We start from the raw sequence: 21596 nt of genomic DNA on the forward strand, positions 1-21596 counted from the left end.
TAACAGCGCGCATCCCTGGGTCGCTTCGCGGCGCTTGCGATGACGGTGTGGGCCGACCGACCAGTCGCGCTCACTTCTTGGTCCGCTGCTGGAAGACCCGCAGCACCTGATTGCCCCGCGCCACGGCGTCGTCGAGGGCCCGCTGCGGCGCCTTCGCACCGTCCAACGCCGCCTCCAGCTCCTCGGCCCAGATGTCCCGGATCTGCAGCATGTTGCCCAGGCGCAGGCCGGCGGTGTTGCGCGTCGGGGGCCGCCGGGTCAGTTCCTGCACGGCCACGTGGAGCTGCGGGTGCCGCTCGAAGAAGCCCTCCGCCACCGCGTCGGCGTAGGCGCCGCGCGTGGTGGGGATGTAGCCGGTGTTCCGGTACAGCGCGGCCTGCTGCCGGCCGTCCATGAGGAAGGCCAGGAAGCGGGCGACGCCGCGGTACTCGTCCGGCGTCTTGCCCTGCATCACGTAGAGCGAGCCGCCGCCCAGGATCGCGTTCTGCGGCTCCGGCACGACGTCGGGATAGAAGGGCATCGGCGCGACCGTCCAGTCGAACCGCGCCGCGGTGGCGACCTTGCCGTACAGGCTCGACGAGGTGAGGAAGATCGCGCAGTCGCCCGACACGAACCGGCTCTCGCCGCGATTGACGCGGTCGTTGTACTCGAACGCGCCCGCGCGCTTCAGGTCGACCAGGTTCTGCAGGTGCCGGACCTGGAGCGGGCCGTTGAAGACGAGCTCGGCGTCGTAGCCGTCCAGGCCGTTGGAGCGGGTCGCGAGCGGGCGGTCGTGCCAGACCGACAGCTGCTCGAGATGCACCCAGGTCGGCCAGGCCGAGGACAGGGCGCACCGCTCGCCGTCCGCCGCCTTGAGCCGCCGCGCGGCCTCGAAGACCTCGGGCCAGGTCGCCGGAAGCTGCTTGGCGTCGAGGCCCGCCGAGCGGAACCGGTCGCGGTTGATCCACATCACCGTCGAGGAGACGTTGAAGGGCAGGGACAGCATCCCGCCCGCGGCATCGAGGTAGTTGGTGGCGATGACCGGCAGGAAATCGTCCGGCGTCACCGAGAGCCCCGCCTCCCGCATCACGGTGGCGACCGGCCTGACGGCGCCGATGGCGGCCGCCATGGTCCCGTTGCCGACCTCGAAGACCTGCAGCAGGTGCGGCGCCGCGCCGGTGCGGTAAGCGGTGATGCCGCTGCTGATCGTCTCGGCGTAGCCGCCCTTGTAGACCGGAACGACCCTGTAGTCGGGCTGGGAGGCGTTGAACGTCTCGGCCAAGCGGGTCACCAGCTCGCCGTTCGGCCCGTCCAGGGCGTGCCAGAACTGGAGCTCGGTCAGGGCTGCGGCGGGCAGCGGGCGCAGGGCGGCGAGCAGCCCGACGAGCAGGATCATGAGCAGCGGGCAGCGGGCGCTCGGCAGCGGCAGGCGGCCGATTCCGCGCCGGGTTGGTCGCGTCGCGCCGCTCATGCCAGCCGCTCCGGAAGCCACAGCCGCAGCACCGTGCCGGCGCCGGAGCTGCTCTGCAGTTCGACTCGCCCCTGGAGGCGGTTCACCACGAGGTTGTGGACGATGTGCAGGCCGAGGCCCGTGCCTCCCCGGGCGCGGGCTGTCGTGAAGAAGGGGTCGAAGACGCGGCCGAGGTCGGCGCCGTCGATGCCGCGCCCGTCATCGGCGATCGCGAGGCCGATCCCGTCCCCGGTCCGGATCCCCTTGATGGTGATGCGACCGCCCTCACGCTCCTGGAATCCGTGCTCGATCGCGTTCTTGACGGCGTTCGAGACGACCTGTGCCAGGATCCCCGGCAGCGTGTCGACGACGAGGTCGGGTGGGCAGTCGACCACGAAGACGTGCCGGCCCGGCCGCGCCAGGGCGCGCAGGCTCTTCAGCAACTCGTCGATCCAGTCCCCGAGGTTGAGCGCGCGGCGGTCCTCGATGGCCTGATCGGCCGCCACCTGCTTGAAGCTGTAGAGCAGGTCGGCCGCGCGCATCAGGTTGCTGGTCAGGAGCTGCGCACCCTCCCGCATACGCCCGGCATACTGGGTCAGCCGCGAGCGGGAGAGCTGGTTCTCGCCCACCAGGCGCTCGAACGCGGCCGAGTCGGACTGGACCTGCGTCGCGGTGGTCAGGGCGATGCCGAGCGGGGTGCTGATCTCGTGGGAGACGCCGGCCACGAGCTGACCGAGCGAGGCGAGCCGCTCCGCGCGGATCAGGTCTTCCTGGGCCTGCCGGAGGGTCGTGAGCGCGTCGTCGGCCCGCTGGGAGGCGTTGCGCCGGTCCGCCTCGCGGCGGCGGATCTGCTCCAGGAACGCGTTGGTCGCCCGGGCGATGTCGCCGAGCTCGTCGCGCCGCGTGAGCAGGTGGCCGTCACGGCCAATATCCTCGGGGGCGGGCGCGGCGGCGGCGGTGACGATGCTGTGCTGGAGCGCGTGCAGCGGCCGGGTGATCGAGCGTGCCACCGCGGCGGCGGCGCCGATCCCGAGGCACAGGGCGCCGACCGCCCCAACGACCAGCAACTGCCGGATCACGCTGCCGAACTGGTCGGCATCGTCGATGAAGGCCCGGCTCAGCGTCTGCGCGTTGGCGCTCATCGTGGCGGCGCGGCTGTCCATGTCGGCGATGGTCTCATTCTGATCACCGATCTTCTCGATCGTCGCGGCGAGCTGCGTGCGCCAGCCGTCGATCGCGTCCGCCATCTCGTCCCGGATGCTCACGGGGATGAGCAGAGTCCGGGACGTGCCCGACAGCTCGGCGCCCGCCGCCAGCACCCGCGACGCCTCCGCGGTGTCCCGGCGCGCGAGGGCCGCATCGGTCCGCCGGGCGAGACGCAGGGCCGTGAGGGCGACATCCTGGGCGGAGAGCTCGGCCTCGTTCGAGAGGACCGAGTGCCGGATGAGGAGGGCGACCTCCTCGTAGAGCCGGCTCTGGCGTGCGACGTTCAGCTGGACGAGCTGGTCGCACCACTCGACCAGGACGCGGCCCGCCTGGGTGGCCCGGGTCAGCTCGAAGCCCTCGGACAGGACCCGGTTGAGGTCGTCCTCGGTCCGGCTCCGGTCGCGGTAGGCCTTCAGCAGCTCCGTCGCCCGGTCGGCCGCCCCGGCCTCGCCGTCGACGCGCAGCACCCGGCGCAGCCGGTTGCCCACCGCATCGAGCTGCCGCAGGTCCGCGGCGAGTTCGTCGAACTCGATCGGGAAGACCGGACGGCCGATGCGCGCCCGGTTCAGCTCCGCCGTGCTGATCGCCTCGCGCAGCTCCCGCAGCGCGGTGACGACGCCCTGGTTCCGCTCCAGCTCGGCATCCTTCACGGCCAGGACGGCGATCAGCTGCGCGTTGTCCTGCTGCTGGCGCCGGCGGGCGACGTCGGTCAGGGCCACCAGGGCGTCCGCCCGCCGGGCCATGTCGGCGATCGTCGCGTTCGCGGTCCGCTCGGACAGCAGGAGCGAGCGCATCCGTGTAACCTGCGAGATCAGGTCCCCCGTGACGGTCGCCACGAGAGCCGACTGGCCGCGCGTCCGCGCGAGACCCTCCAGACGCTCCAGCTGCCCGGCCGCCGTGGCGGCCCGCTCGTCGAAGCGGCGCTCGGCCTCGTCCCGCCGCGCGGTGCCGCCGCTGACGGCGTCCGCCCGCGCCCGGTTCATCGACGTGAGCGTCTGCGCCGTCTCCGTCGCCACCACGGCGCCGGTCCGTGCGCGCTCGGCCTCGTAGAGCAGGATCCAAGCGCCCAGCGCGATGGCGGCCGCGACGAGGATCGGAATGGCGCCGACCACGAGGACGCGGCGCGCGATCCCGGACCTCCCGAAACCGCGGATCATGGCGCCTCGCACCGTGTCCGGCAGCGTGTCCCGCACCGTCTCCCGCACCGTGTCCCGCGCCCCGTCACCCGTGCGGCCTCCCGATCGTCACCGATTCCGCGGCGACACCGTCCGTTATTGTGCCATCGGCCTGATGACTTCCCGAGAGCGCTGAAGCAACACGGGACGCAATATTCGCGCAGCACGACTTCCGTAGATACCGCCTCGCACAACGGTCCTCGAAGACCGGATGAGGGGAAACACCATGCTCGACGTCATCGCCCGCCTCCTGTTGTCGGCCGGTATCATGGTCGGTACGACCTACCTGCCCGCGCTGTCGCACGCCGTCACCGGCCAGCCGGCCGGCACCCGCGTCGCCGCCGCCGCGCCGGCCTGCCCCGCGAAGCCCGCGACGGCCGGGATCCGCGCCGTGGCCTGCCTGGGCTGACCGGCATGGAGACGCTGCCCCTGATCCTGCTGGTGAGCGGGAATGTCCTGCTCGCCATCCTGATCCCGCTCCTCGTCTGAACGCGCCGCGGCCATGCTCCGCGAGCCCCGCGGCAAGCCGGTCCACCGGGTCCGGCCCCGAACCGCCGCCGTGAGCGGCCGTTGCCCACCGGTAAGGCCTCGATTAGCCGGACTGTGCGGCCGGCTCGGGCCGCGCCCCGTGTCACGGTCCGCCGCCCATGCCCGAGTCTCCACGCCTCGCCCGGGACCGATCCCGATCCGCGGCCGTCGCTCTGGCGATGCTGATCGGCGTCGGCGATGCCCGCCCGGCCCGGTCCCTCGACGTGCCGGACAGCCCGCGCCCCGCGCGGCCGTCCCGGCCGGTGGCGCCGGACCCCGGTGGCGCCGGACCTCGCCGCGGCCCTCGCGGCCTACAGGACCTACGTCGTGGCCCAGGCCGACGCCTTCGTGCGCGAGACCGCGCGCTTCGTCGCGGCGATCCAGGCCGGGCAGCTCGCCGAGGCGCGCCGGCTCTACGCTCCGGCGCGCGCGCCCTACGAGCGCATCGAGCCGGTGGCGGCCCTGTTCCCCGACCTGATCAAGCGCCTCGACGTGCGCAGCGACGAGTTCGAGCTGCGCGAGCGCGATCCCGCCTTCGTCGGCTTCCATCGCCTGGAGATGGCGCTCTTCACCCTCGGCACGACGGAGGGGCTCGGCGAGATCGCGGATCGGCTCGCCGCCGAGACCGTGACCCTGCGCGACCGCGTCGCGGCGCTCGCCATCCCGCCCGCCAAGGCGGTCGGGGCCGCCTCGGGCCTGATCGAGGGGATCGCCGCCACCAAGATCAGCGGCGAGGAGGAGCGGTACAGCCGCACCGACCTGTGGGACTTCCAGGCCAATATCGAGGGCTCGAAGGCGGTGTTCACGCTCCTGCGCCCGCTGCTGACGGACGGGGACTTCGTGGCCCGGGTCGAGCGCAGCTACAAGCGGGTCGAGGACCTGCTCGCCCGCTACCGCAGCCCGGACGGCGGCTTCCAGAGCTACGACAACCTCACGGCCCGCGACCGCAACGCCCTGAAGGGGCCGATCACGCTCCTGGCCGAAGATCTGTCGACGCTGCGTGGCCGGCTCGGTCTAGACTGATATCATTGCCGAGGTGCCGCCCTGTGGCCTCTCTTCGTGGCTAAAGGCGGTAGCGCGACCTGATCTTGCCGAGCGACGATGCGCCTTCCTTCACCGGTCATCACCCGCCGCCGGCTTCTCGGCGGCCTCGGCGCCGCCGCGCTCCTCGGGCCCGCACGGGCCGAGGACGCGACGCCGACCACCGCCACGGAGGGGACGCTCGTCGCCCAGCCCTTCTACGGTCCCCACCAGGCCGGCATCGTCACGCCGCAGCCGGCCGCCGCCCTCTACGTCGCCTTCGACGTGCTCGCCGAGCGGCGCGGCGAGCTGCCCCACCTGTTCCGGACGCTCACCGAGCGACTCGCCTTCCTGACGCGGGGCGGTGCCGTGCCCGATCTCCACCCGCAGATGCCGCCGCGCAATTCCGGCATCCTCGGGCCGACCATCCTCCCGGACAATCTCACCGCCACGGTGTCGGTCGGCGCGAGCCTGTTCGACTACCGGTTCGGCCTGGGGCGCGCCCGCCCGCGCCATCTCGGCCTCATGGAGCGCTTCCCCAACGACGCCCTCGACCCGGCGCAGTGCCACGGCGACCTGCTGATCCAGCTCTGCTCCAACACCGCCGAGACCAACATCCACGCCCTGCGCGACGTCATCAAGGCGACGCCCGGCCTCCTGACGCCGCGCTGGAAGATGGAGGGCTTCCTCCCGCCCCACGTGGTGAAGACCATGGGGGCCGACACCGTGCGCAACATGCTCGGCTTCAAGGACGGCACCGCCAATCTCGACGTGCGGGATCCCGGGCTGATGGACCGTCACGTCTGGGTCGGGGCGGGGCAGCACGAGCCGGCCTGGACGGCGGGCGGGAGCTACCAGGTGGTGCGGATCATCCGCACCCTGGTCGAGCGCTGGGACCGCACGCCGCTCGGCGAGCAGGAGGCCATCATCGGCCGGCACAAGGGCAGCGGGGCGCCGCTCGGTCAGGGACACGAGCGGGACGTCCCCGGTTACGCCGCCGACCCGGACGGCGAGACCATCTCGCTCGCGGCCCATATCCGTCTGGCCAACCCGCGCCTGCCGGGTACCGAGGGCAGCCTGATCCTGCGCCGCAGCTACAACTATTCACGCGGGCTGACCGCCGCCGGCCAGCTCGACATGGGCCTGCTGTTCGTCTGCTACCAGGCGGACCTCGCCGCCGGGTTCATCACCGTGCAGAACCGTCTGTCCGGCGAGGGTCTCGAAGAGTACGTCCGCCCGATCGGCGGCGGCTACTTCTTCGCCCTGCCCGGCGTGTCCGGGCCCGGTTCCTTCCTCGGGGAAGGCATGCTGGCCGCGACCTGAAACTGCGTCGGCGCGGATCCAGACTCGGACATCCGTCTCCGGGATGCTGGCCTCGGGCGCCCGAGATACCGGCCGCCCGCGGGATCGGCTCCGCGCTCAGTCGACCTCCGCCCGTCCCGCGATCAGGGCCATGCGGACGAGTTCGGAGAGGCTGCCCGCCCGAAGCTTGGACATGACGTTCGCCCGGTAGATCTCCACCGTCCGCGGACTGATGCCGAGATCGAGGCCGATGACCTTGTTGGCCTTGCCGGCGACCAGGCCCTCCAACACCTGCCGCTCGCGCGCGGTCAGTTCGGCGAGGCGCGCCCGCACCGCGTCGCGCTCGGTCGCGCGCTTCACGGTCCGGTCCGCCTGCGCGAGGGCCGACCGGATGCTGGCGAGGAGCACCGCGTCGTCGAACGGCTTCTCGATGAAGTCGACCGCGCCGGCCTTCATGGCCTCGACCGCGAGGGCGACGTCCGCGTGGCCCGTCATGACGATCACCGGCGGCAGGCTGCCCCTTTGACGGAGCCGGTGCAGGAGCTCGACGCCGTCGATGCCGGGCATGCGCACGTCGGTGACGACGCACCCGACGCGCCCGGTCTCCGCGGCCAGGAAGGCGGTCGCGGATTCGTGGATGCGGACGGCGAGCCCGTCGGTCGCCAGCAGGAAGGCCAGCGCCTGGCGCACCGCGAGATCGTCGTCCACGATATGCACGGGCGCGTCGCTCGACGCGTCACTCGACATGAGCCATCTCCTCGCGGTCGAAGGTGCGCAGGGTGAAGCGGAAGGTCGTTCCTCCGTCCGGGCCGGGGCCGGCCTGGATCTTGCCGCCGTGGGCCTCGACGATAGTCCGGCAGATCGACAGACCGACGCCCATCCCCCGCGCCTTCGTCGTCACGAACGGCTGGAAGAGCTGCGCGGCGATCTCGGGGGCGATGCCCGTCCCGGTATCCGACACGCGCACCTCGACCAGGCCCTCGGCGGGAAGCGCCCGCGTCGCGACGGTCAGGTCGCGCCGGGCGACGTCCTCCATGGCCTCGATCGCGTTGCGGATGAGGTTGAGCAGGACCTGCTGCACCTGGATCCGGACCGCGAGCACGAGGGGCGCGTCCGGGTCGAGATCGAAGCGGACGCGCACCCCCTTCTCCCTCGCGCCGACGAGGGCGAGGGCGCTCGCTTCCTCGATCAGCTTGGGCAAGCCCTCGATGTGCCGCTCGCTCTCGCCGCGCGACACGAAATCCCGCAGATGCCGGATGACCTGACCGGCTCTCAGGGCCTGGTCGGCCGCCTGGTTCACCGCGTCGGCGAGCAGCGGCACCTCGGGACCCTCCATGCGCCCGAGGAGGCGACGGCAGCCCTTCAGGTAGCTCGCGATCGCCGTCAGCGGCTGATTGATCTCGTGGGCCAGGGTCGACGCCATCTCGCCGAGGGCGGTGAAGCGCGACATGTGCACCAGTTCGGATTGCAGCTCCTGCAGGCGAGTCTCGGTCTCGTTCCGCTCGGTGAGGTCGCGGATGAAGCCGGTGAAGTAGCGCTCGCCGCCCGAGCGCATCTCGCCGACCGACAGTTCCATCGGAAAGGTCGAGCCGTCCTTGCGCTGGCCGACCACGACGCGGCCGATGCCGATGATCCGGCGCTCCCCCGTCCGAAGGTAGCGGCCCATGTAGGCGTCGTGCTGGCTGCGGTACGGTTCCGGCATCAGCAGGCTGACGTTCCGCCCGACCATCTCGTCCGAGCCGTAGCCGAACTGACGCACGGCGGCTGCGCTGAACGACTTGATCTGCGCCTGCTCGTCGATGACGATCATCGCGTCGGGCACCGTGTCGAGGATCGAGCGCAGGTGAGCCTCGCGCGCCCGCAGCTCCTCGTCGGCCTGCTTCTGTTCATGGATGCTGTAGACCACGCCGCGGTGCCGGAAGGGCCGGCCGCCGGCGTCGACCTGCACGCGCCCGCGCGAGCGCAACCAGTGAACGCGCCCGTCGGGTTGAACGGCCCGGTAGTCGATCTCGTAGCTTCCGCCGTCCGTCAGCGCCCGCCCGATCACCGCCGCCCGGGCGGCGCGGTCGTCCGGATGCACGAGCGCCTGGATCTCGTCCAAGGTGGTGAGACGGTCCGGCGGAACGCCGAACAGGCGGATGCAGGACGGGAGGATCGTGACGCGCCCGGTCGGGATGTCGAGGGCCCAGCCGCAGATGCCGGCCTCGTCGAGTGTCTGCCGCAGCCCGTCCGCGTCGAACGGGTCGCCGTCGCCGGTGGCAGGCGCGTAGGGAACTTCAGGCGTCGTCATGTCGGCCGCGCGGGGAGACGGAACCGGCGTCCGTCCAGGTTGTCGGCGCCGGTTTTACACCGCCGGTTGCATCAGAAACCAGTCGGGGCGAGGACGTCCCCGAACCGACGGAACGACCGCGCCGGTGGCCAGCCGGACGAGGCCGCCCGGCGGGGCAGCGCCGCGGAGGTGCCGAGATGCGCGTCGAAGGCCGCTGCACCGTTCCCGCCGAAGGTCCGGGCGTCGTCCGGGATGGCGAGGCCGGCGCCCTCCCGTCGGACGAGGCCGCCGGCCAGGAGCTTCGGCAGGCGGGGCAGCGCGGCGAGGACCGTGTCCCGATCGCGCCCGCGCGCGCGGCACTCGGCACCGACGTCGACGCGGAACGCGCACGTGACCCGCTCGATCAGATCGGCGCGCAGACGGTCTTCCGCCGTGAGCGCGTAGCCTCTCGGCGACGCGCACCGCGCTGTCGCGCAGGCGCGGAGCGCGGGTCGTTCCCCGCGAGCCCGCGGGCCGGCTTCCCGCGTCCCGACGTTTCCTCGCGGCGGTGAATCCGCTAGGCGTGGTGGCCGTCGAGAGCGCGCCTTCGTTTTTCGAAGCGGCTCGCGCGCTCGCGCCGGATCGGGTTTCGTTCGCGCCGCGCAGAGGTCTCGAAGCATGCTCTCGGAGCGTCAGAACGCGATCATGGACATCGCGCGGGCCGACGGGCGCGTCTCGGTCGATACCCTGTCCGGTCGCTTCGCGGTCAGCGTGCAGACCATCCGGAAGGATCTCAACGACCTGTGCGAGGCGCGCCTCCTGTCGCGCATCCATGGCGGTGCGGTGCTCGGCGCGGGAGCCGAGAACCTCGACTACGAGGCGCGCAACGCGCTCGCGGCGCCCGAGAAGGCGGCGATAGCGCGCGCGGCCGCCGACCTGATCCCGGACCGCTCCTCGCTGTTCATCAATATCGGCACCACGACCGAGGCCGTCGCCCGAGCGCTCCTCGGCCATTCCGGGCTCATGGTCATCACCAACAACCTGAATGTCGCGCTCGCGCTGCGGCCGTGTCCCGAGATCGAGTGCATCGTCGCTGGCGGCCTGATCCGCCGCTCGGACGGCGGGATCGTCGGGGAGGCCGCGGTGGACTTCATCCGCCAGTTCAAGGTCGATTTCGCGGTGATCGGGGCCTCGGCGATCGACGAGGACGGGGCGCTCCTCGATTTCGACTATCGCGAGGTCCGGGTCGCGCAGGCGATCATCGCCAACGCCCGCCACGTCGTGCTGGTCGCGGATTCCACCAAGTTCGAGCGGAGCGCGCCGGTGCGGCTCGCCCAGCTCAGTCAGGTCGGCACCTTCGTGACCGATCGCTGCCCGAGCGAGACGCTGCGTGACCTCTGCCGCGCCTCCGGAGTCCGCTTGGTCGAAACCGGGCGCTGAGTGCTCAGCTTTCGATTGAATTTCGTTTGATTTCGTATTACGGTCCACTGCTTTCGCAGCCGCGCGTCCGACGCCGCGGCACGGGAGGGGGAGGACCATGCGCACGTTCGACGTTGCCGTCATCGGCGGGGGGATCAACGGCTGCGGGATCGCGCGCGACGCGGCCGGCCGCGGGTACTCGGTCTCGCTGACCGAGCAGAACGACCTCGGCAGCGGCACCTCGTCATGGTCGACGAAGCTGATCCACGGCGGCCTGCGCTACCTCGAGCACTACGAGTTCCGCCTCGTGCGCGAGGCGCTGGCCGAGCGCGAGGTGCTCTGGGGGATCGCGCCCCACATCGTGCGCCCGCTGCGCTTCGTCCTGCCGCTGCATGCCGGCCTGCGTCCGGCCTGGCTCCTGCGGATCGGGCTGTTCCTCTACGACCATCTCGGCGGCCGCAAGCGCCTGCCCGGCACGCGCTCCGTGGACCTCTCCGGCCCCATCGGCGCCCCGCTCAAATCCGAGTTCCGGCGCGGCTTCGAGTACTCGGACGCCCGCGTCGACGACACGCGCCTCGTGGTGCTCAACGCGCGCGACGCCGAGGCGCGGGGCGCCGAGATCGCGGTCGGCACCCGCGTCGTCTCGGTCCGGCGCGAGGGCGACCTGTGGCGCATCGTCCGGCGCGAGCTCAGGACCGGCCGCGAGGAGGAGATCGCCGCGCGCTTCCTCGTCAACGCGGCCGGCCCCTGGGTCGACCGGGTGATCCAGGGTCCGCTCGGCCGGAGCGAGGCCAAGCACGTGCGCCTCGTGCAGGGCTCGCACATCGTGATGCGCAAGCTCTACGACCACGACCGGGCCTTCATCTTCCAGAACGCGGACGGGCGGATCATCTTCGCGATCCCCTACGCGAACGACACGACGCTCGTCGGCACGACGGACCGCGACTTCTCCGGCGATCCCGCCGACGCGGCGATCACCGAGGAGGAGACCGCGTATCTCCTGAGCGCCGCCAGCGAGTACTTCGCGACGCCGCTTCGCCGGGAGGACATCGTCTGGTCCTTCTCGGGCGTGCGCCCCCTCTACGACGATCACGCCTCCGCGGCGCAGGAGGCGACGCGGGACTACGTGCTGAAGACGGACGGCGCGGCCGGCGAGGCGGCGGTGCTGAACATCTTCGGCGGCAAGATCACCACCTATCGCAAGCTGGCCGAGGACGCCCTGAAGGAGATCGATCGGCGCCTCGGCGCGCGCGGCCGCTCCTGGACCGGTAGCGCCGCGCTGCCGGGCGGCGATTTCCCGGTCGACGGGGTGGCCGAGCTCGAGGCGCGCCTCGCCCGCGTCGCGCCCCAGCTCGCCGCGGCCACGGTCCGGCGCATGGTGGCCGCCTACGGGACGGACGCGCTGCGCATCGCCGCGAAACTCGGGCCCGATCTGGGGCACGGCCTTCACGAGGGCGAGCTGCGCTGGATGATCGACCGGGAATGGGCCCGCACCGCCGAGGACGTGCTCTGGCGCCGGTCCAAGCTCGGCCTCGCCTTCTCGGCCGACGAGGTCGCGGCGCTGCGGGCGCGGATCGCCGCCATGACCGACCGGCACGACGGCGCGATGGCCGTCGGCTGAGCCGGTCGCCGCCCGCGGGTACAGAACAATCGCGAGACGGCGACCCGGCCGAGCCGGAGATGCGCCGCATCACAGGGAGGAAACGATGACGCGACCGGACCTCGCCGTCCACCATCGCCACGGGTCGAGACCGACCGCGCGGATCGCGCGTCGGCACGCCGCGCCCGCCGCGGCATCCGCTTCGGCGCGACGCTGAGCGCGGCACGCCACCACCCCGTCCAATCCGAGACGCGCCCGGGATGAGCCCGGGTCCGTCCGCGGTCCCACGCACCAAGGCGCGCCATGATCGGCTTTCTCGCTCCCGCGGCCCATCAGCCACCGATCCAGGCGGATCGCGTCGATCCGACCTACCGCAAGCTGCGGTGGCAGATCTTCGCGGGCATCTTCCTCGGCTACGCGGGCTACTACCTGCTCCGCAAGAACTTCTCGCTGGCCATGCCCTACCTGGTCGAGCAGGGCTACAGTCGCGGCGAGCTCGGCACCGCGCTCTCCGCGGTGGCGATCGCGTACGGCCTGTCCAAGTTCCTGATGGGCATGGTCTCGGACCGCTCCAACCCGCGCTACTTCCTGCCGATCGGCCTCGTGCTCTCGGCGCTGGTGATGTTCCTGTTCGGCTTCGTGCCCTGGGCGACGTCCAGCGTCGGCATCATGTTCGTGCTGCTGTTCCTCAACGGCTGGTTCCAGGGCATGGGCTGGCCGCCGAGCGGTCGCACCATGGTGCACTGGTGGTCGCAGAAGGAGCGCGGCGGCGTCGTCTCGGTCTGGAACGTGGCGCACAACGTCGGCGGCGGCCTGATCGGGCCGCTCTTCCTGCTCGGCCTGGCCTGGTTCAACGACTGGCACGCGGCCTTCTACGTGCCCGCCGCCGTGGCGCTCGGCGTCGCGATCTTCGCCTTCCTGACCATGCGGGACACGCCGCAATCCTGCGGCCTGCCGTCCGTGGAGACCTGGAAGGACGATTACCCGGAAGGCTACGACGCCAACCACGAGCGCGAGTTCTCGACGCGCGAGATCTTCGTCGAGCACGTGCTGAAGAACCGGATGCTCTGGTACATCGCCTTCGCCAACGTGTTCGTCTACCTGCTCCGCTACGGCGTGCTGGACTGGGCGCCGACCTACCTCAAGGAGGCCAAGCACTTCTCGGTCGACAAGACCTCGTGGGCCTACTTCCTCTACGAGTGGGCCGGCATCCCCGGCACCCTGCTCTGCGGCTGGCTGTCCGACAAGCTGTTCCGCGGCAATCGCGGCGCGACGGGCGTGGTGTTCATGTTCGGCGTCATGGCGGCGACGCTGGTCTACTGGCTCAATCCCGAGGGCAACCCGGGCATCGACCTCGCGGCCCTGATCTGCATCGGCTTCCTGATCTACGGACCGGTGATGCTGATCGGTCTCCAGGCCCTCGAGCTCGTGCCGAAGAAGGCGGCCGGGACGGCGGCGGGCTTCACGGGCCTGTTCGGGTATCTCGGCGGCTCGGTCGCGGCGAGCGCGCTGGTCGGCTACACGACGGACCATTACGGCTGGAACGGCTGCTTCGTCCTCCTGCTGGCGGCCTGCGTCCTCGCGATCGTCTGCCTGGCCCTGACGCTGCGGCACAGTGGCACCGCGGCGCCGCAATTCGCCTGAGGAGCGGTTCTCCCGGTGCGGCCGGGGGCTCACGCCCTCCGGCCGCACCGCGTGCCGGCGCCATCAGGCCGGGGCGCCCAGAGCCGCCGGCTGGCTCGCGCGGCGGTAGATCAGGAGCGTGGCGACGAGGCCGCAGGCGCCCCCGAAGGCCATCCACAGGCCGGGCGCCGCGCGGTTGCCGGTGGCCTCGATGAGCCACGTGGAGACGAGGGGCGTGAAGCCGCCGAGCAGGGCGGTCGCCAGCGAGTAGGCGAGGGAGAAGCCGGCCGTGCGCACGCTCGCCGGGACCACCTCGGTCAGCGCCACCACCATCGCGCCGTTGTAGCTGCCGTACAGGAAGGACAGCCACAGGAGCGCGATCAGCATGTTGCCGAAGCTCGCGTTGCCGACGAGCCAGACCAGCACCGGGTAGGCGGTGAGCAGGGTGAGCGCCGAGAAGACGAGCAGGATCGGCTTGCGCCCGATCCGGTCGGACAGCGCGCCCATGACCGGCAGCCAGAACAGGTTCGACAGGGCGGTGCAGAACGTGACCAGCAGGCTGTCGGTGTCGGACAGCTTGAGCACGGCCTTGCCGAAAGTCGGCGTGTAGACGGTGATCGTGTAGAACGAGATCGTGGTCATGCCGACCAGCAGCATGCCGAGCAGCACGATCTGCCAGTTGCGGGCGAGCGAGCCGAACACCTCGTTCATGGACGGCCGGTGCTTGCGCTTCAGGAACTCCTCCGTCTCCTCCAGCGAGCGCCGGATGTAGAACAGGAACGGCACGATCGCGCAGCCGATGAAGAACGGGATGCGCCAGCCCCAGGCATTCATGTCGGCGGGAGGCAGGGCGTTGTTGAGGATGTAGCCGATCACGGCCGCGAACATCACGGCGACCTGCTGGCTGCCGGACTGCCAGGACACGTAGAAGCCCTTGTTGCCGGGCGTGGCCATCTCGGACAGGTAGACGGACACGCCGCCGAGCTCGACGCCGGCCGAGAATCCCTGCAGCAACCGCCCGACGAGGACCAGGAAGGGCGCGAACAGGCCGATCGTGCCGTAGCCCGGGACGAAGGCGATCAGGATCGTGCCGGCCGCCATGATGCCGAGCGTCACGATCAGGCCCTTCCGGCGGCCGATGCTGTCCACGTAGGCGCCCAGGAAGATCGCGCCGAGCGGCCGCATCAGGAATCCGGCCCCGAACGTCATGAAGGTCAGCATCAGCGAGGCGAACTCGTTGCCGACCGGGAAAAAGGTCTTGGAAATGTAGGTGGCGTAGAAACCGAACAGGAAGAAGTCGAACATCTCCAAGAAGTTGCCGCTGGTCACGCGCAGGACCGTAGCGGCTTTGGAACTCGACGGATGGGCCTGTATCATAGCTGTCTCCCTCAGGCGCCGGAGCGGTCGCAACCGCACGAGGGAAGCGTCGGTTCGGGTCGGCGCGCGATCGCCCCTGGCGACCGGGCCGCAGCCTTGAACCAATCCTCCCGTGTATTCGCGCCGACTCTGCGGCGCTTGCAGCCGCTATACGCGCGTTAACCTGTCACGAAGCTGTCGCGGATTTCGGCTCAGCGGCCTTCCATCGCCCGCCGCCAGCGCCGCAGCATGCGGGCGCGCCGGATCTGGTCGAGGTTGGCCAGCAGCTCCGGCCCCACCGCGACCGGCCGCAGGGCAGGACTTCTATCGCGCGGCCCCCGGCGGCGTGCCGACCCAGGTGGCGTTCAGCCAGGAATCCCGCTTCGATGAACTCGACCTCGATAGGGAGGGCGGCGTGATCCGCGACGCGGCCCACGCCTACTCGCAGGATGGCGGCCTCGCCGTGCTCTACGGGAACCTGGCCGAGCAGGGCTGCATCGTGAAGACCGCGGGCGTCGACGCCGCGATCCTGACCTTCACGGGCACCGCCCGCGTGTTCGAGAGCCAGGNGCTCGCGACCGGATCGTCGGGCCGGCGGGCGTCGAGGCGGGCCGGCGTGAGGGACCGCGACGCGAGCCGCGCCTGGCCCTCGCGGGAGAGCATGTAGTCGAGGAACAGGCGGGCGGCCGCGGGATGGCGCGCGTCCTTGGCGATGAAGGCGATCCGCGAGACGAGGAGCGTGTAGTCGGTGGGCAGCACGACGCCGATCACCGGGTCCTGCTTGGCCCGCTCGAGGGCGTAGGCGCCGAACACGCCGTAGGCGAGGAGGGCCTCGCCGTCGACGATCCGGTCGAGCATCGTCTCGGTGCGCGTGTAGAGCTTCACGCCGGCCTGTCCGAGGGCAGAGACGAGGTCCCAGGTCCGGGGCGTCACCTCGGCATCCTGCGCGAGGATCAGCGATCCGACGCCGCTCCGCTCGGGATCGTAGGCGGCGACCTTGCCTTTCCAGGCCTCCGGTTGCTCGGTCAGGGATCGGATCAGCTCGGCGCGGGTCGCGGGCACGCGCTCCCGCGGCAGGAGCGTCCTGTTGTAGGCGATGGCGATCGTCTCCGCCGTCACGCCGAAGGCCTCGTTGCGCCACACGGCCCAGGCCGGCAGCGCCGCGGCCTCGGGGGACACGTAGCGGGCGGCGTAGCCGTCGTTCACCAGCTTGATCTGGCGATCCATGGCCGAGCTCCAGACGATGTCGGCCGTGCCCGTCCCGGCCGCGGCCGCCTCCACGAAGCCGTCGTAGAGGCGCGCCGAGTTCATCTTCGTGTACGACACTGCCACGCCGGGATGGGCCGCGCGGAAGCCCGCGATGAGGTCGGCGACCTCGGCCTCGTCCGTCGTCGCCTCCACGACCACGACGGTCTCGCCCTTCGCCGCGGCAGGGCCCGTGTCCGCGGCCGCCAGCGGCAATTCGACCTGCGCCGCGGCTGGTCCGAGGCCGGCCGCCAGCAGCACGAGAAGCCCGACGGCGTGGCGAACGCTCAACGATGTCTCCCCTTCGTCGGCCCGGGATGCCCGGCGCCCTTGCTGTGCAGCGTCTGGACGGGAATGCTAGACCGGGCTCGCCGCCCGGGCCAGGACGATGGATGGCGGGAGGAGCATGCGCGTTCTGGTCGTCGAGGACGATGCCGCCCTGGCGCGCGGCCTGATCGCCGCCCTCCGGCAGGGCGGATACGCCGTCGACCACGAGGCGGACGGGGCCGACGCGGTCCGCCTCGCGACGAGCGAGCCCTACAGCCTCGTCGTCCTCGATCTCGGCCTGCCGGGCCTGCCGGGCTTCGAGGTGCTCAAGGCGGTCCGGGCGGCCGGCTCGACCGTTCCGGTGATGGTGCTGACCGCGCGGGACGCCATCACCGACCGGGTCCGCGGCCTCGATCTCGGGGCGGACGACTACCTGCTGAAGCCCTTCGACCTCGCCGAGTTCGAGGCGCGGGTCCGGGCCCTGGTCCGACGCGGGCAGGCCGTGCCGAACCCGGTCCTGCGCTGCGGCACGCTGGAGCTCGACCGGGCCGCCGGCACCGTCACCCTCGACGGGGCGCCGGTCGCCCTGCGGCGCCGGGAACTCGCCGTCCTGACCATCCTGATGACCCGCGCCGGGAAGCCCGTCCCGAAGGAGCGGCTGAGCGCGGAGATCTTCGGCTTCGACGAGGCGGTCGCGCCGAACGCCCTCGAGCTGTACGTCGCCCGTCTCCGGAAGAAGCTGCAGCCGCACGGGCCCGAGATCCGCACCATTCGCGGCCTCGGCTACCTCCTGATGCCGGTGTGACCAGTCCGCGCGCGCCCTCGCTCCGTCGGCGCCTGCTGGTCCGCATGCTGCTCCCGGCCCTCGCGCTGGCGCTGGCGCTCGGCCTCGCCGGCGCGCTCGTGATCCGGAACGTGGTGGAGACGACGCACGACCGCCTGCTCGACGGTTCCGTCCTGGCGATCGCCGAGCGGCTGACCGTGGAGGACGGCGAGGTCTCGGTCGACCTGCCGCGCGTCGCCCTCGGGATGCTCGAGAGCCAGGCCCAGGACCGGATCTACTACAGTGTCACCTATCTCGGCGCGCTGGTGACCGGCTACCGGGACCTCCCGATCCCGGATGTCGGCGCCCTCCAGCTCGGGGTGACGACCCACCGCGACGGCGTCGTCCGCGGGGCGAGCGTGCGGATCGCGGCACAGGCGCGTCGGGTCTACGGGAAGCCGAGCCCGGTGCTCGTTCAGGTCGCGGAGACACGCGAGGCCCGCCAGACCCTGGAGCAGCGCCTGCTCGCCGGGCTCGCCCTCGCCGAGCTCGGGTTGCTGGGCCTGATCGGGGCCCTGTCGTGGTACAGCATCGACAGCAGCCTCAGGCCGCTGACCCGGCTGAGCGACGCGATCGACCGACGGGCGGTGCCGGGCGCGATCAACCTGCAGCCGCTCGACGTGGCCGGGGTGCCCCGCGAGGCGCTGGCACCGGTGCTCGCCCTCAACACGCTGCTCCGCCGTCTGGAGCAGGCGATCGCGGGCGAGCGCAGCTTCACGTCGGACGCCTCGCACCAGCTGCGGACCCCGCTCGCTGTCCTGCGGATGCACGTCGAACTGCTCCGCCGGATAACGCCCCGCGACGCCGCCCAGGCCGCGACGATCGACGACATCGACGGCGCGGCACGGCGCCTGGAACGGCTCCTGTCCCAGCTCATCGCCCTGGCCCGCGCCGACGAGGGGGCCGCCCAGGCGGGGGCGCCGGCCGCGATCGCCGACCTGAACGACGTCGCGACCCGCGTGGTCACCGAGCAGGTGCCCCACGCCCTCGCGCGCGGCGCCGAGATCGCGCTCGATCGCCCCGACGGCGCGGTGCCGGTCGTCGGCGATCCGTTCATCGTCGGCGAGATCTTGACGAACCTCGTGGACAACGCGATCCGCTACAACCGGGCCGGGGGCACCACGACGGTCCGCCTTCGCCGCACGGAGATCGGGGCCTGCGCGGAGGTCGAGGACGAGGGGCCCGGCATCCCGCGCGAGGTGCGCGAGAAGGTCTTCGAGCGCTTCTACCGCGTCGCCTCCAGGGACGGGCCGGAGGGCAGCGGCCTGGGCCTCGCCATCGTCCGCGCGCTGGCGGACCGGATCGGCGGAGCGGTCACGCTCGCGTCTCCCGCCGAGGGGTCAGGGCTGGTGGCGCGCGTCGATTTCCGCGTGCCCCCGGACGCCGTCGCGCCCGCGTCGTCCGGAGCCTAGGCGCGCCGCGCGAGCGGTCCCGCTCCATCACATCGCCCCGAGGGCCCGCGGCAGCCACAGGGACAGGGCGGGCCAGTAGGTCACCAGGACCAGGAAGGCCAGCATGGTCAGGAGCCAGGGCAGCACCGCGACCGTCAGCTCGGAGATTCCCATATGGGCGATGCCGCTCGCGACGTACAGGTTGAGCCCGACCGGCGGGTGGCACAGGCCGACCTCCATGTTGACCGCCATGATGATCCCGAAATGGATCGGGTCGATCCCGAGCTTGACGGCGATCGGGAACAGGATCGGCGCCATGATCAGCAGGATCGAGGACGGCTCCATCACGTTGCCGGCGATCAGCAGGATGATGTTGACCACGAGCAGGAAGACCAGCGGGCTGAAGTTCATGGCGATCAGCCACGCCGCCATCGCCTGCGGGATGTTCTCCGAGGTCATCAGGAAGGAGAACAGCACCGCGTTGGTGATGATGTAGAGCAGCATCGCGCTCATGTTGGCCGAGGCGAGGAGCACCCGGGGCACGTCCGACAGCTTCAGATCGCGGTAGACGAACACCGCGATGACGAAGGCGTAGACGGCCGCCGTCGCGGCCGCCTCGGTCGGGGTGAAGACGCCGGCGTAGATTCCGCCGATCACCATCACCACGAGGAACAGCCCCCAGGCGCTCTCGCGGAACGCGCGCAGGCGCTCGGCCCAGGAGGCCTTCGGCATGCGCGGATAGCCGCGGCGCTTGGCGATGACGAAGGTGACGCTGGCGAGCATCGCCGACAGGACGAGGCCGGGCATGACGCCGGCCAGGAACAGGTTGCCGATCGAGCTGTTCGTCGACACCCCGTAGAGCACGAGGATGATCGAGGGCGGCACGAGGATGCCGAGCGCCCCCGACGTGGTGATCACCCCGGCGCCGAAACGCTTCGGGTAGCCCTCCGCCACCATGGCCGGCAGGATGATCGAGCCGATCGCCACCACGGTCGCGACGCTCGACCCCGACACGGCGGCGAACAGCGCGCAGGCGACCACCCCGGCGAGGCCGAGGCCACCCGGCCAGTGCCCGACCAGCGAGGTCGTGAAGGCGATCATCCGCCGCGCCACGCCGCCATGGGCCAGGAAGTTGCCGGCGAGGATGAAGAACGGGATCGCCATGATCGAGAAGTTCTCGATCCCGGTGAACAGCTTGAGCGCGACGCTCTCGATCGGCACCTGCGTCAGGGTGAACAGGAAGGTCAGGACCGTCAGGCCGAGCGCGATCGAGATCGGCATGCCGGTGAGCATCAGGGCGATGAGCAGCCCGAAGATGATCAGGCCGCTCATGCCGGGCCTCCCTCGCGGCCGAGCTGGATCGGGTCGACACCCTCGACGGTCGGGACGCCGTCGACATGGGCGTGGTCGCGGGCCGGCAGGTGCCCGGTCCTCCAGTAGCCCCACGCCACCTGCAGGAAGCGGAAGCACATCAGGTAGGAGCCGAGCGGGATCGCGAGGTAGACGATCCAGACCGGGATCTCCATGTCGGGCGTGGTCTGGTCGGTGTGGCCGATGCGCCAGACGAAATTGGCGCCGAGCGTGCCCACGATCCCGGTGAACAGGGCGCCCGCCGCGAGGCTGACCAGGACCATGACCCGGCGCGCGCCCGGCGGCAGGCGGTTGACCAGCACGTCGACGCCGACGTGGATGCCGGTGCGCACCCCGTAGGCCGCGCCGAACTTCGCGACCCAGATGAACATGTAGATGCACAGTTCCTGCGACCAGCCGAAGTCGATCCGGTCGGTGTAGTCCTGCAGCGCCGGGATGCCGGAGAGGAACCGGTGCACCACCGTGGCGAAGGTGATGACGGTCGCGGCCGCCATCAGCGTTCCGATCAGCACCTCTTCGAGCCGATCAAGGAGTTTCAGCAACATGGTCGGTCCGGGCGCAGCTGCGGCGTGATCAGTTGTTCGGCGCCGCCTCGGCCTCCTTGTTGAGCGCCGCGACCAGGTCCTTGCCGACGCGGGAGGCCATCTCGCGCTGGACCGGCGCCAGGGCCTTGCGCCACGCGGCGTTCTCGGCCTCGGTCGGCGTGTAGACCGCGGTCTTGCCGGTGGCGCGGATCTCGGCGAGCGCCTGCTCGTTCTGCTTGTCGGCGATCTCGTGCTCGTAGGCGGTCGCGTCCTTGATGGCGCCCTCGAGCGTCGTGCGGATGTCGGCCGGCAGGCCGTCCCAGAAGCCCTTGTTCACGATCACCGCGTAGCCGATGTAGCCGTGATAGGTCAGCGTGGCGTGCTTCTGCACCTCGTTGAGCTTCTGGGTCGTCACGTTCGAGGGCGGGTTCTCCTGGCCGTCGACCACGCCGGTCTGCAGCGCTTGGTAGAGTTCGGAGAAGGCCAGCACCTGGGGCAGCGCGCCGAGCTGCTTGAACTGCGCCTCCAGCACCTTCGAGGACTGGATCCGGAACTTCAGGCCCTTCACGTCCTCGGGGGCGTGCATCGGCTTGTTGGCGGTGAGGATCTTGAAGCCGTTGTCCCAGTAGCCGAGGCCCTTGATCCCCTTCGATTCGAGCTTCTTGAACAGGCCCTGGCCGATCGGCCCGTCCTGCACGCGCCGCAGCACCTGCTCGTTCGGGAAGATGTAGGGCAGGTCGAAGGCCTCGAACTCCTTCACGCCGAGGGGGCCGAACTTGCTCGTGGACGGCGCCAGCATCTGCACGGCACCGAGCTGGAGCATCTCCACCTCTTCCTTGTCCTTGTAGAGCGTGCTGTTCGGGTAGATCTCGACCTTGACCGCGCCCTTGGTGCGCGCCTCGGCGAGCTGCTTGAACCGCTCGGCGCCCTGGCCCTTGGGCGTGTCGGTGGTGGTGACGTGGCTGAACTTGATGACGATCGGCGCCTGCGCCGCCGCCGGCGCGATGAAGGCGAGCGCACAGGCGAGCGCACCGAGAATCCGAGCCGTCATCGCGTCCTCCCAGACTTT

18 protein-coding genes and 1 pseudogene are annotated in these 21596 nt (G+C 71.1%); 10 read left to right on the top strand and 9 right to left on the bottom strand.

Annotated elements, in window-relative coordinates; translation table 11 throughout:
- Positions 1-70: 70 nt before the first annotated feature.
- Positions 71-1450: a sn-glycerol-3-phosphate ABC transporter substrate-binding protein UgpB gene (ugpB, locus tag MMR14E_RS22020; RefSeq protein ID WP_331317223.1), complete on the bottom strand. Its 1380-nt coding sequence runs from the start codon at positions 1448-1450 to the stop codon at positions 71-73.
- Entirely contained in the window at positions 1447-3792 is a 2346-nt protein-coding gene (locus MMR14E_RS22025; RefSeq protein ID WP_331317225.1) for a HAMP domain-containing sensor histidine kinase, read from the bottom strand. Before MMR14E_RS22025 ends, ugpB begins: the two co-directional genes overlap by 4 nt.
- 244 nt (positions 3793-4036) lie before the next feature.
- Here MMR14E_RS22025 and MMR14E_RS22030 point away from each other — a divergent pair, with 244 nt between their 5' ends.
- The 3 genes from MMR14E_RS22030 to efeB all read left to right on the top strand — a co-directional run bounded on the left by MMR14E_RS22030 (position 4037) and on the right by efeB (position 6681).
- Entirely contained in the window at positions 4037-4219 is a 183-nt protein-coding gene (locus tag MMR14E_RS22030; RefSeq protein WP_331317227.1) for a hypothetical protein, read from the top strand.
- 398 nt (positions 4220-4617) lie between these two features.
- Complete coding sequence (gene efeO, locus MMR14E_RS22035) at positions 4618-5361, top strand: iron uptake system protein EfeO (RefSeq protein ID WP_331317228.1); 744 nt, start codon at positions 4618-4620, stop codon at positions 5359-5361.
- Positions 5362-5439: 78 nt separating this feature from the next.
- On the top strand, positions 5440-6681 hold the full coding sequence (gene efeB, locus MMR14E_RS22040; protein ID WP_331317230.1) for an iron uptake transporter deferrochelatase/peroxidase subunit: 1242 nt from the start codon (positions 5440-5442) through the stop codon (positions 6679-6681).
- Between the two features lie 96 nt (positions 6682-6777).
- On the opposite strand, the gene fixJ is transcribed toward efeB, so the two are convergent.
- A complete protein-coding gene (fixJ, locus tag MMR14E_RS22045) occupies positions 6778-7407 on the bottom strand; it encodes a response regulator FixJ (protein ID WP_331317232.1) in 630 nt (209 codons plus the stop codon).
- Positions 7397-8950, bottom strand: a complete 1554-nt coding sequence (locus MMR14E_RS22050; RefSeq protein ID WP_331317234.1) for a PAS domain S-box protein — start codon at positions 8948-8950, stop codon at positions 7397-7399. Before MMR14E_RS22050 ends, fixJ begins: the two co-directional genes overlap by 11 nt.
- A gap of 176 nt (positions 8951-9126) precedes the next feature.
- Here MMR14E_RS22050 and MMR14E_RS22055 point away from each other — a divergent pair, with 176 nt between their 5' ends.
- The 4 genes from MMR14E_RS22055 (at position 9127) to glpT (ending at position 13571) form a co-directional block, all read left to right on the top strand.
- Positions 9127-9480, top strand: coding sequence for a hypothetical protein (locus tag MMR14E_RS22055; protein WP_331317236.1), 354 nt, complete (start codon positions 9127-9129; stop codon positions 9478-9480).
- Positions 9481-9586: 106 nt separating this feature from the next.
- Positions 9587-10348: a DeoR/GlpR family DNA-binding transcription regulator gene (locus MMR14E_RS22060; protein WP_331317238.1), complete on the top strand. Its 762-nt coding sequence runs from the start codon at positions 9587-9589 to the stop codon at positions 10346-10348.
- A gap of 97 nt (positions 10349-10445) precedes the next feature.
- Positions 10446-11948 carry a glycerol-3-phosphate dehydrogenase gene (gene glpD, locus MMR14E_RS22065; RefSeq protein WP_331317239.1) on the top strand — a complete coding sequence of 501 codons (1503 nt, stop codon included), beginning with the start codon at positions 10446-10448 and terminating at the stop codon, positions 11946-11948.
- Between the two features lie 282 nt (positions 11949-12230).
- Positions 12231-13571: a glycerol-3-phosphate transporter gene (gene glpT / locus MMR14E_RS22070; RefSeq protein ID WP_331317240.1), complete on the top strand. Its 1341-nt coding sequence runs from the start codon at positions 12231-12233 to the stop codon at positions 13569-13571.
- Between the two features lie 63 nt (positions 13572-13634).
- Here the strand turns inward: glpT and MMR14E_RS22075 are convergent, their stop codons facing one another.
- Positions 13635-14927: an MFS transporter gene (locus tag MMR14E_RS22075; RefSeq protein ID WP_331317242.1), complete on the bottom strand. Its 1293-nt coding sequence runs from the start codon at positions 14925-14927 to the stop codon at positions 13635-13637.
- A gap of 295 nt (positions 14928-15222) precedes the next feature.
- Between MMR14E_RS22075 and MMR14E_RS22080 the strand changes: the two are divergent.
- A pseudogene (locus MMR14E_RS22080) lies at positions 15223-15483 on the top strand (dihydroxy-acid dehydratase); the annotation flags it as partial.
- Here the strand turns inward: MMR14E_RS22080 and MMR14E_RS22085 are convergent.
- Positions 15375-16442: an ABC transporter substrate-binding protein gene (locus MMR14E_RS22085; RefSeq protein ID WP_331317244.1), complete on the bottom strand. Its 1068-nt coding sequence runs from the start codon at positions 16440-16442 to the stop codon at positions 15375-15377. The pseudogene MMR14E_RS22080 and the gene MMR14E_RS22085 sit on opposite strands and share 109 nt — an antisense overlap.
- A gap of 115 nt (positions 16443-16557) precedes the next feature.
- Between MMR14E_RS22085 and MMR14E_RS22090 the strand changes: the two genes are divergently transcribed.
- Positions 16558-17223 carry a response regulator gene (locus MMR14E_RS22090; RefSeq protein ID WP_331317246.1) on the top strand — a complete coding sequence of 222 codons (666 nt, stop codon included), beginning with the start codon at positions 16558-16560 and terminating at the stop codon, positions 17221-17223.
- A complete protein-coding gene (locus MMR14E_RS22095; RefSeq protein ID WP_331317248.1) occupies positions 17220-18653 on the top strand; it encodes a sensor histidine kinase in 1434 nt (477 codons plus the stop codon). Before MMR14E_RS22090 ends, MMR14E_RS22095 begins: the two co-directional genes overlap by 4 nt.
- A 27-nt stretch (positions 18654-18680) precedes the next feature.
- Here MMR14E_RS22095 and MMR14E_RS22100 read toward each other — a convergent pair whose 3' ends face one another.
- Genes MMR14E_RS22100 through MMR14E_RS22110 form a run of 3 tightly spaced genes read right to left on the bottom strand, consistent with a single transcriptional unit; the run spans position 18681 to position 21578 of the window.
- The gene (locus MMR14E_RS22100) at positions 18681-19964 is read right to left on the bottom strand and encodes a TRAP transporter large permease subunit (RefSeq protein ID WP_331317249.1); all 1284 of its coding nucleotides are present in this window, start codon (positions 19962-19964) and stop codon (positions 18681-18683) included.
- The gene (locus tag MMR14E_RS22105; protein WP_331317251.1) at positions 19961-20548 is read right to left on the bottom strand and encodes a TRAP transporter small permease; all 588 of its coding nucleotides are present in this window, start codon (positions 20546-20548) and stop codon (positions 19961-19963) included. Before MMR14E_RS22105 ends, MMR14E_RS22100 begins: the two co-directional genes overlap by 4 nt.
- A 28-nt stretch (positions 20549-20576) precedes the next feature.
- Positions 20577-21578, bottom strand: a complete 1002-nt coding sequence (locus MMR14E_RS22110; protein ID WP_331317252.1) for a TRAP transporter substrate-binding protein — start codon at positions 21576-21578, stop codon at positions 20577-20579.
- Between the last annotated feature and the right edge of the window lie 18 nt (positions 21579-21596).

The sequence above is a fragment of the Methylobacterium mesophilicum genome, from assembly GCF_036441335.1.
Classification (GTDB): domain Bacteria; phylum Pseudomonadota; class Alphaproteobacteria; order Rhizobiales; family Beijerinckiaceae; genus Methylobacterium; species Methylobacterium mesophilicum_B.

Excerpts from the sequence above, each read along its gene's own strand:
- MMR14E_RS22100 (WP_331317249.1), bottom strand. The coding sequence starts at position 19,964 with ATGAGCGGCCTGATCATCTTCGGGCTGCTCATCGCCCTGATGCTCACC.
- MMR14E_RS22105 (WP_331317251.1), bottom strand. The coding sequence starts at position 20,548 with ATGTTGCTGAAACTCCTTGATCGGCTCGAAGAGGTGCTGATCGGAACG.
- MMR14E_RS22075 (WP_331317242.1), bottom strand. The coding sequence starts at position 14,927 with ATGATACAGGCCCATCCGTCGAGTTCCAAAGCCGCTACGGTCCTGCGC.
- MMR14E_RS22055 (WP_331317236.1), top strand. The coding sequence starts at position 9,127 with ATGCGCGTCGAAGGCCGCTGCACCGTTCCCGCCGAAGGTCCGGGCGTC.
- MMR14E_RS22090 (WP_331317246.1), top strand. The coding sequence starts at position 16,558 with ATGCGCGTTCTGGTCGTCGAGGACGATGCCGCCCTGGCGCGCGGCCTG.
- MMR14E_RS22050 (WP_331317234.1), bottom strand. The coding sequence starts at position 8,950 with ATGACGACGCCTGAAGTTCCCTACGCGCCTGCCACCGGCGACGGCGAC.
- glpT (WP_331317240.1), top strand. The coding sequence starts at position 12,231 with ATGATCGGCTTTCTCGCTCCCGCGGCCCATCAGCCACCGATCCAGGCG.
- MMR14E_RS22025 (WP_331317225.1), bottom strand. The coding sequence starts at position 3,792 with ATGATCCGCGGTTTCGGGAGGTCCGGGATCGCGCGCCGCGTCCTCGTG.
- MMR14E_RS22110 (WP_331317252.1), bottom strand. The coding sequence starts at position 21,578 with ATGACGGCTCGGATTCTCGGTGCGCTCGCCTGTGCGCTCGCCTTCATC.
- glpD (WP_331317239.1), top strand. The coding sequence starts at position 10,446 with ATGCGCACGTTCGACGTTGCCGTCATCGGCGGGGGGATCAACGGCTGC.
- ugpB (WP_331317223.1), bottom strand. The coding sequence starts at position 1,450 with ATGAGCGGCGCGACGCGACCAACCCGGCGCGGAATCGGCCGCCTGCCG.
- fixJ (WP_331317232.1), bottom strand. The coding sequence starts at position 7,407 with ATGTCGAGTGACGCGTCGAGCGACGCGCCCGTGCATATCGTGGACGAC.
- MMR14E_RS22060 (WP_331317238.1), top strand. The coding sequence starts at position 9,587 with ATGCTCTCGGAGCGTCAGAACGCGATCATGGACATCGCGCGGGCCGAC.
- MMR14E_RS22030 (WP_331317227.1), top strand. The coding sequence starts at position 4,037 with ATGCTCGACGTCATCGCCCGCCTCCTGTTGTCGGCCGGTATCATGGTC.
- efeB (WP_331317230.1), top strand. The coding sequence starts at position 5,440 with ATGCGCCTTCCTTCACCGGTCATCACCCGCCGCCGGCTTCTCGGCGGC.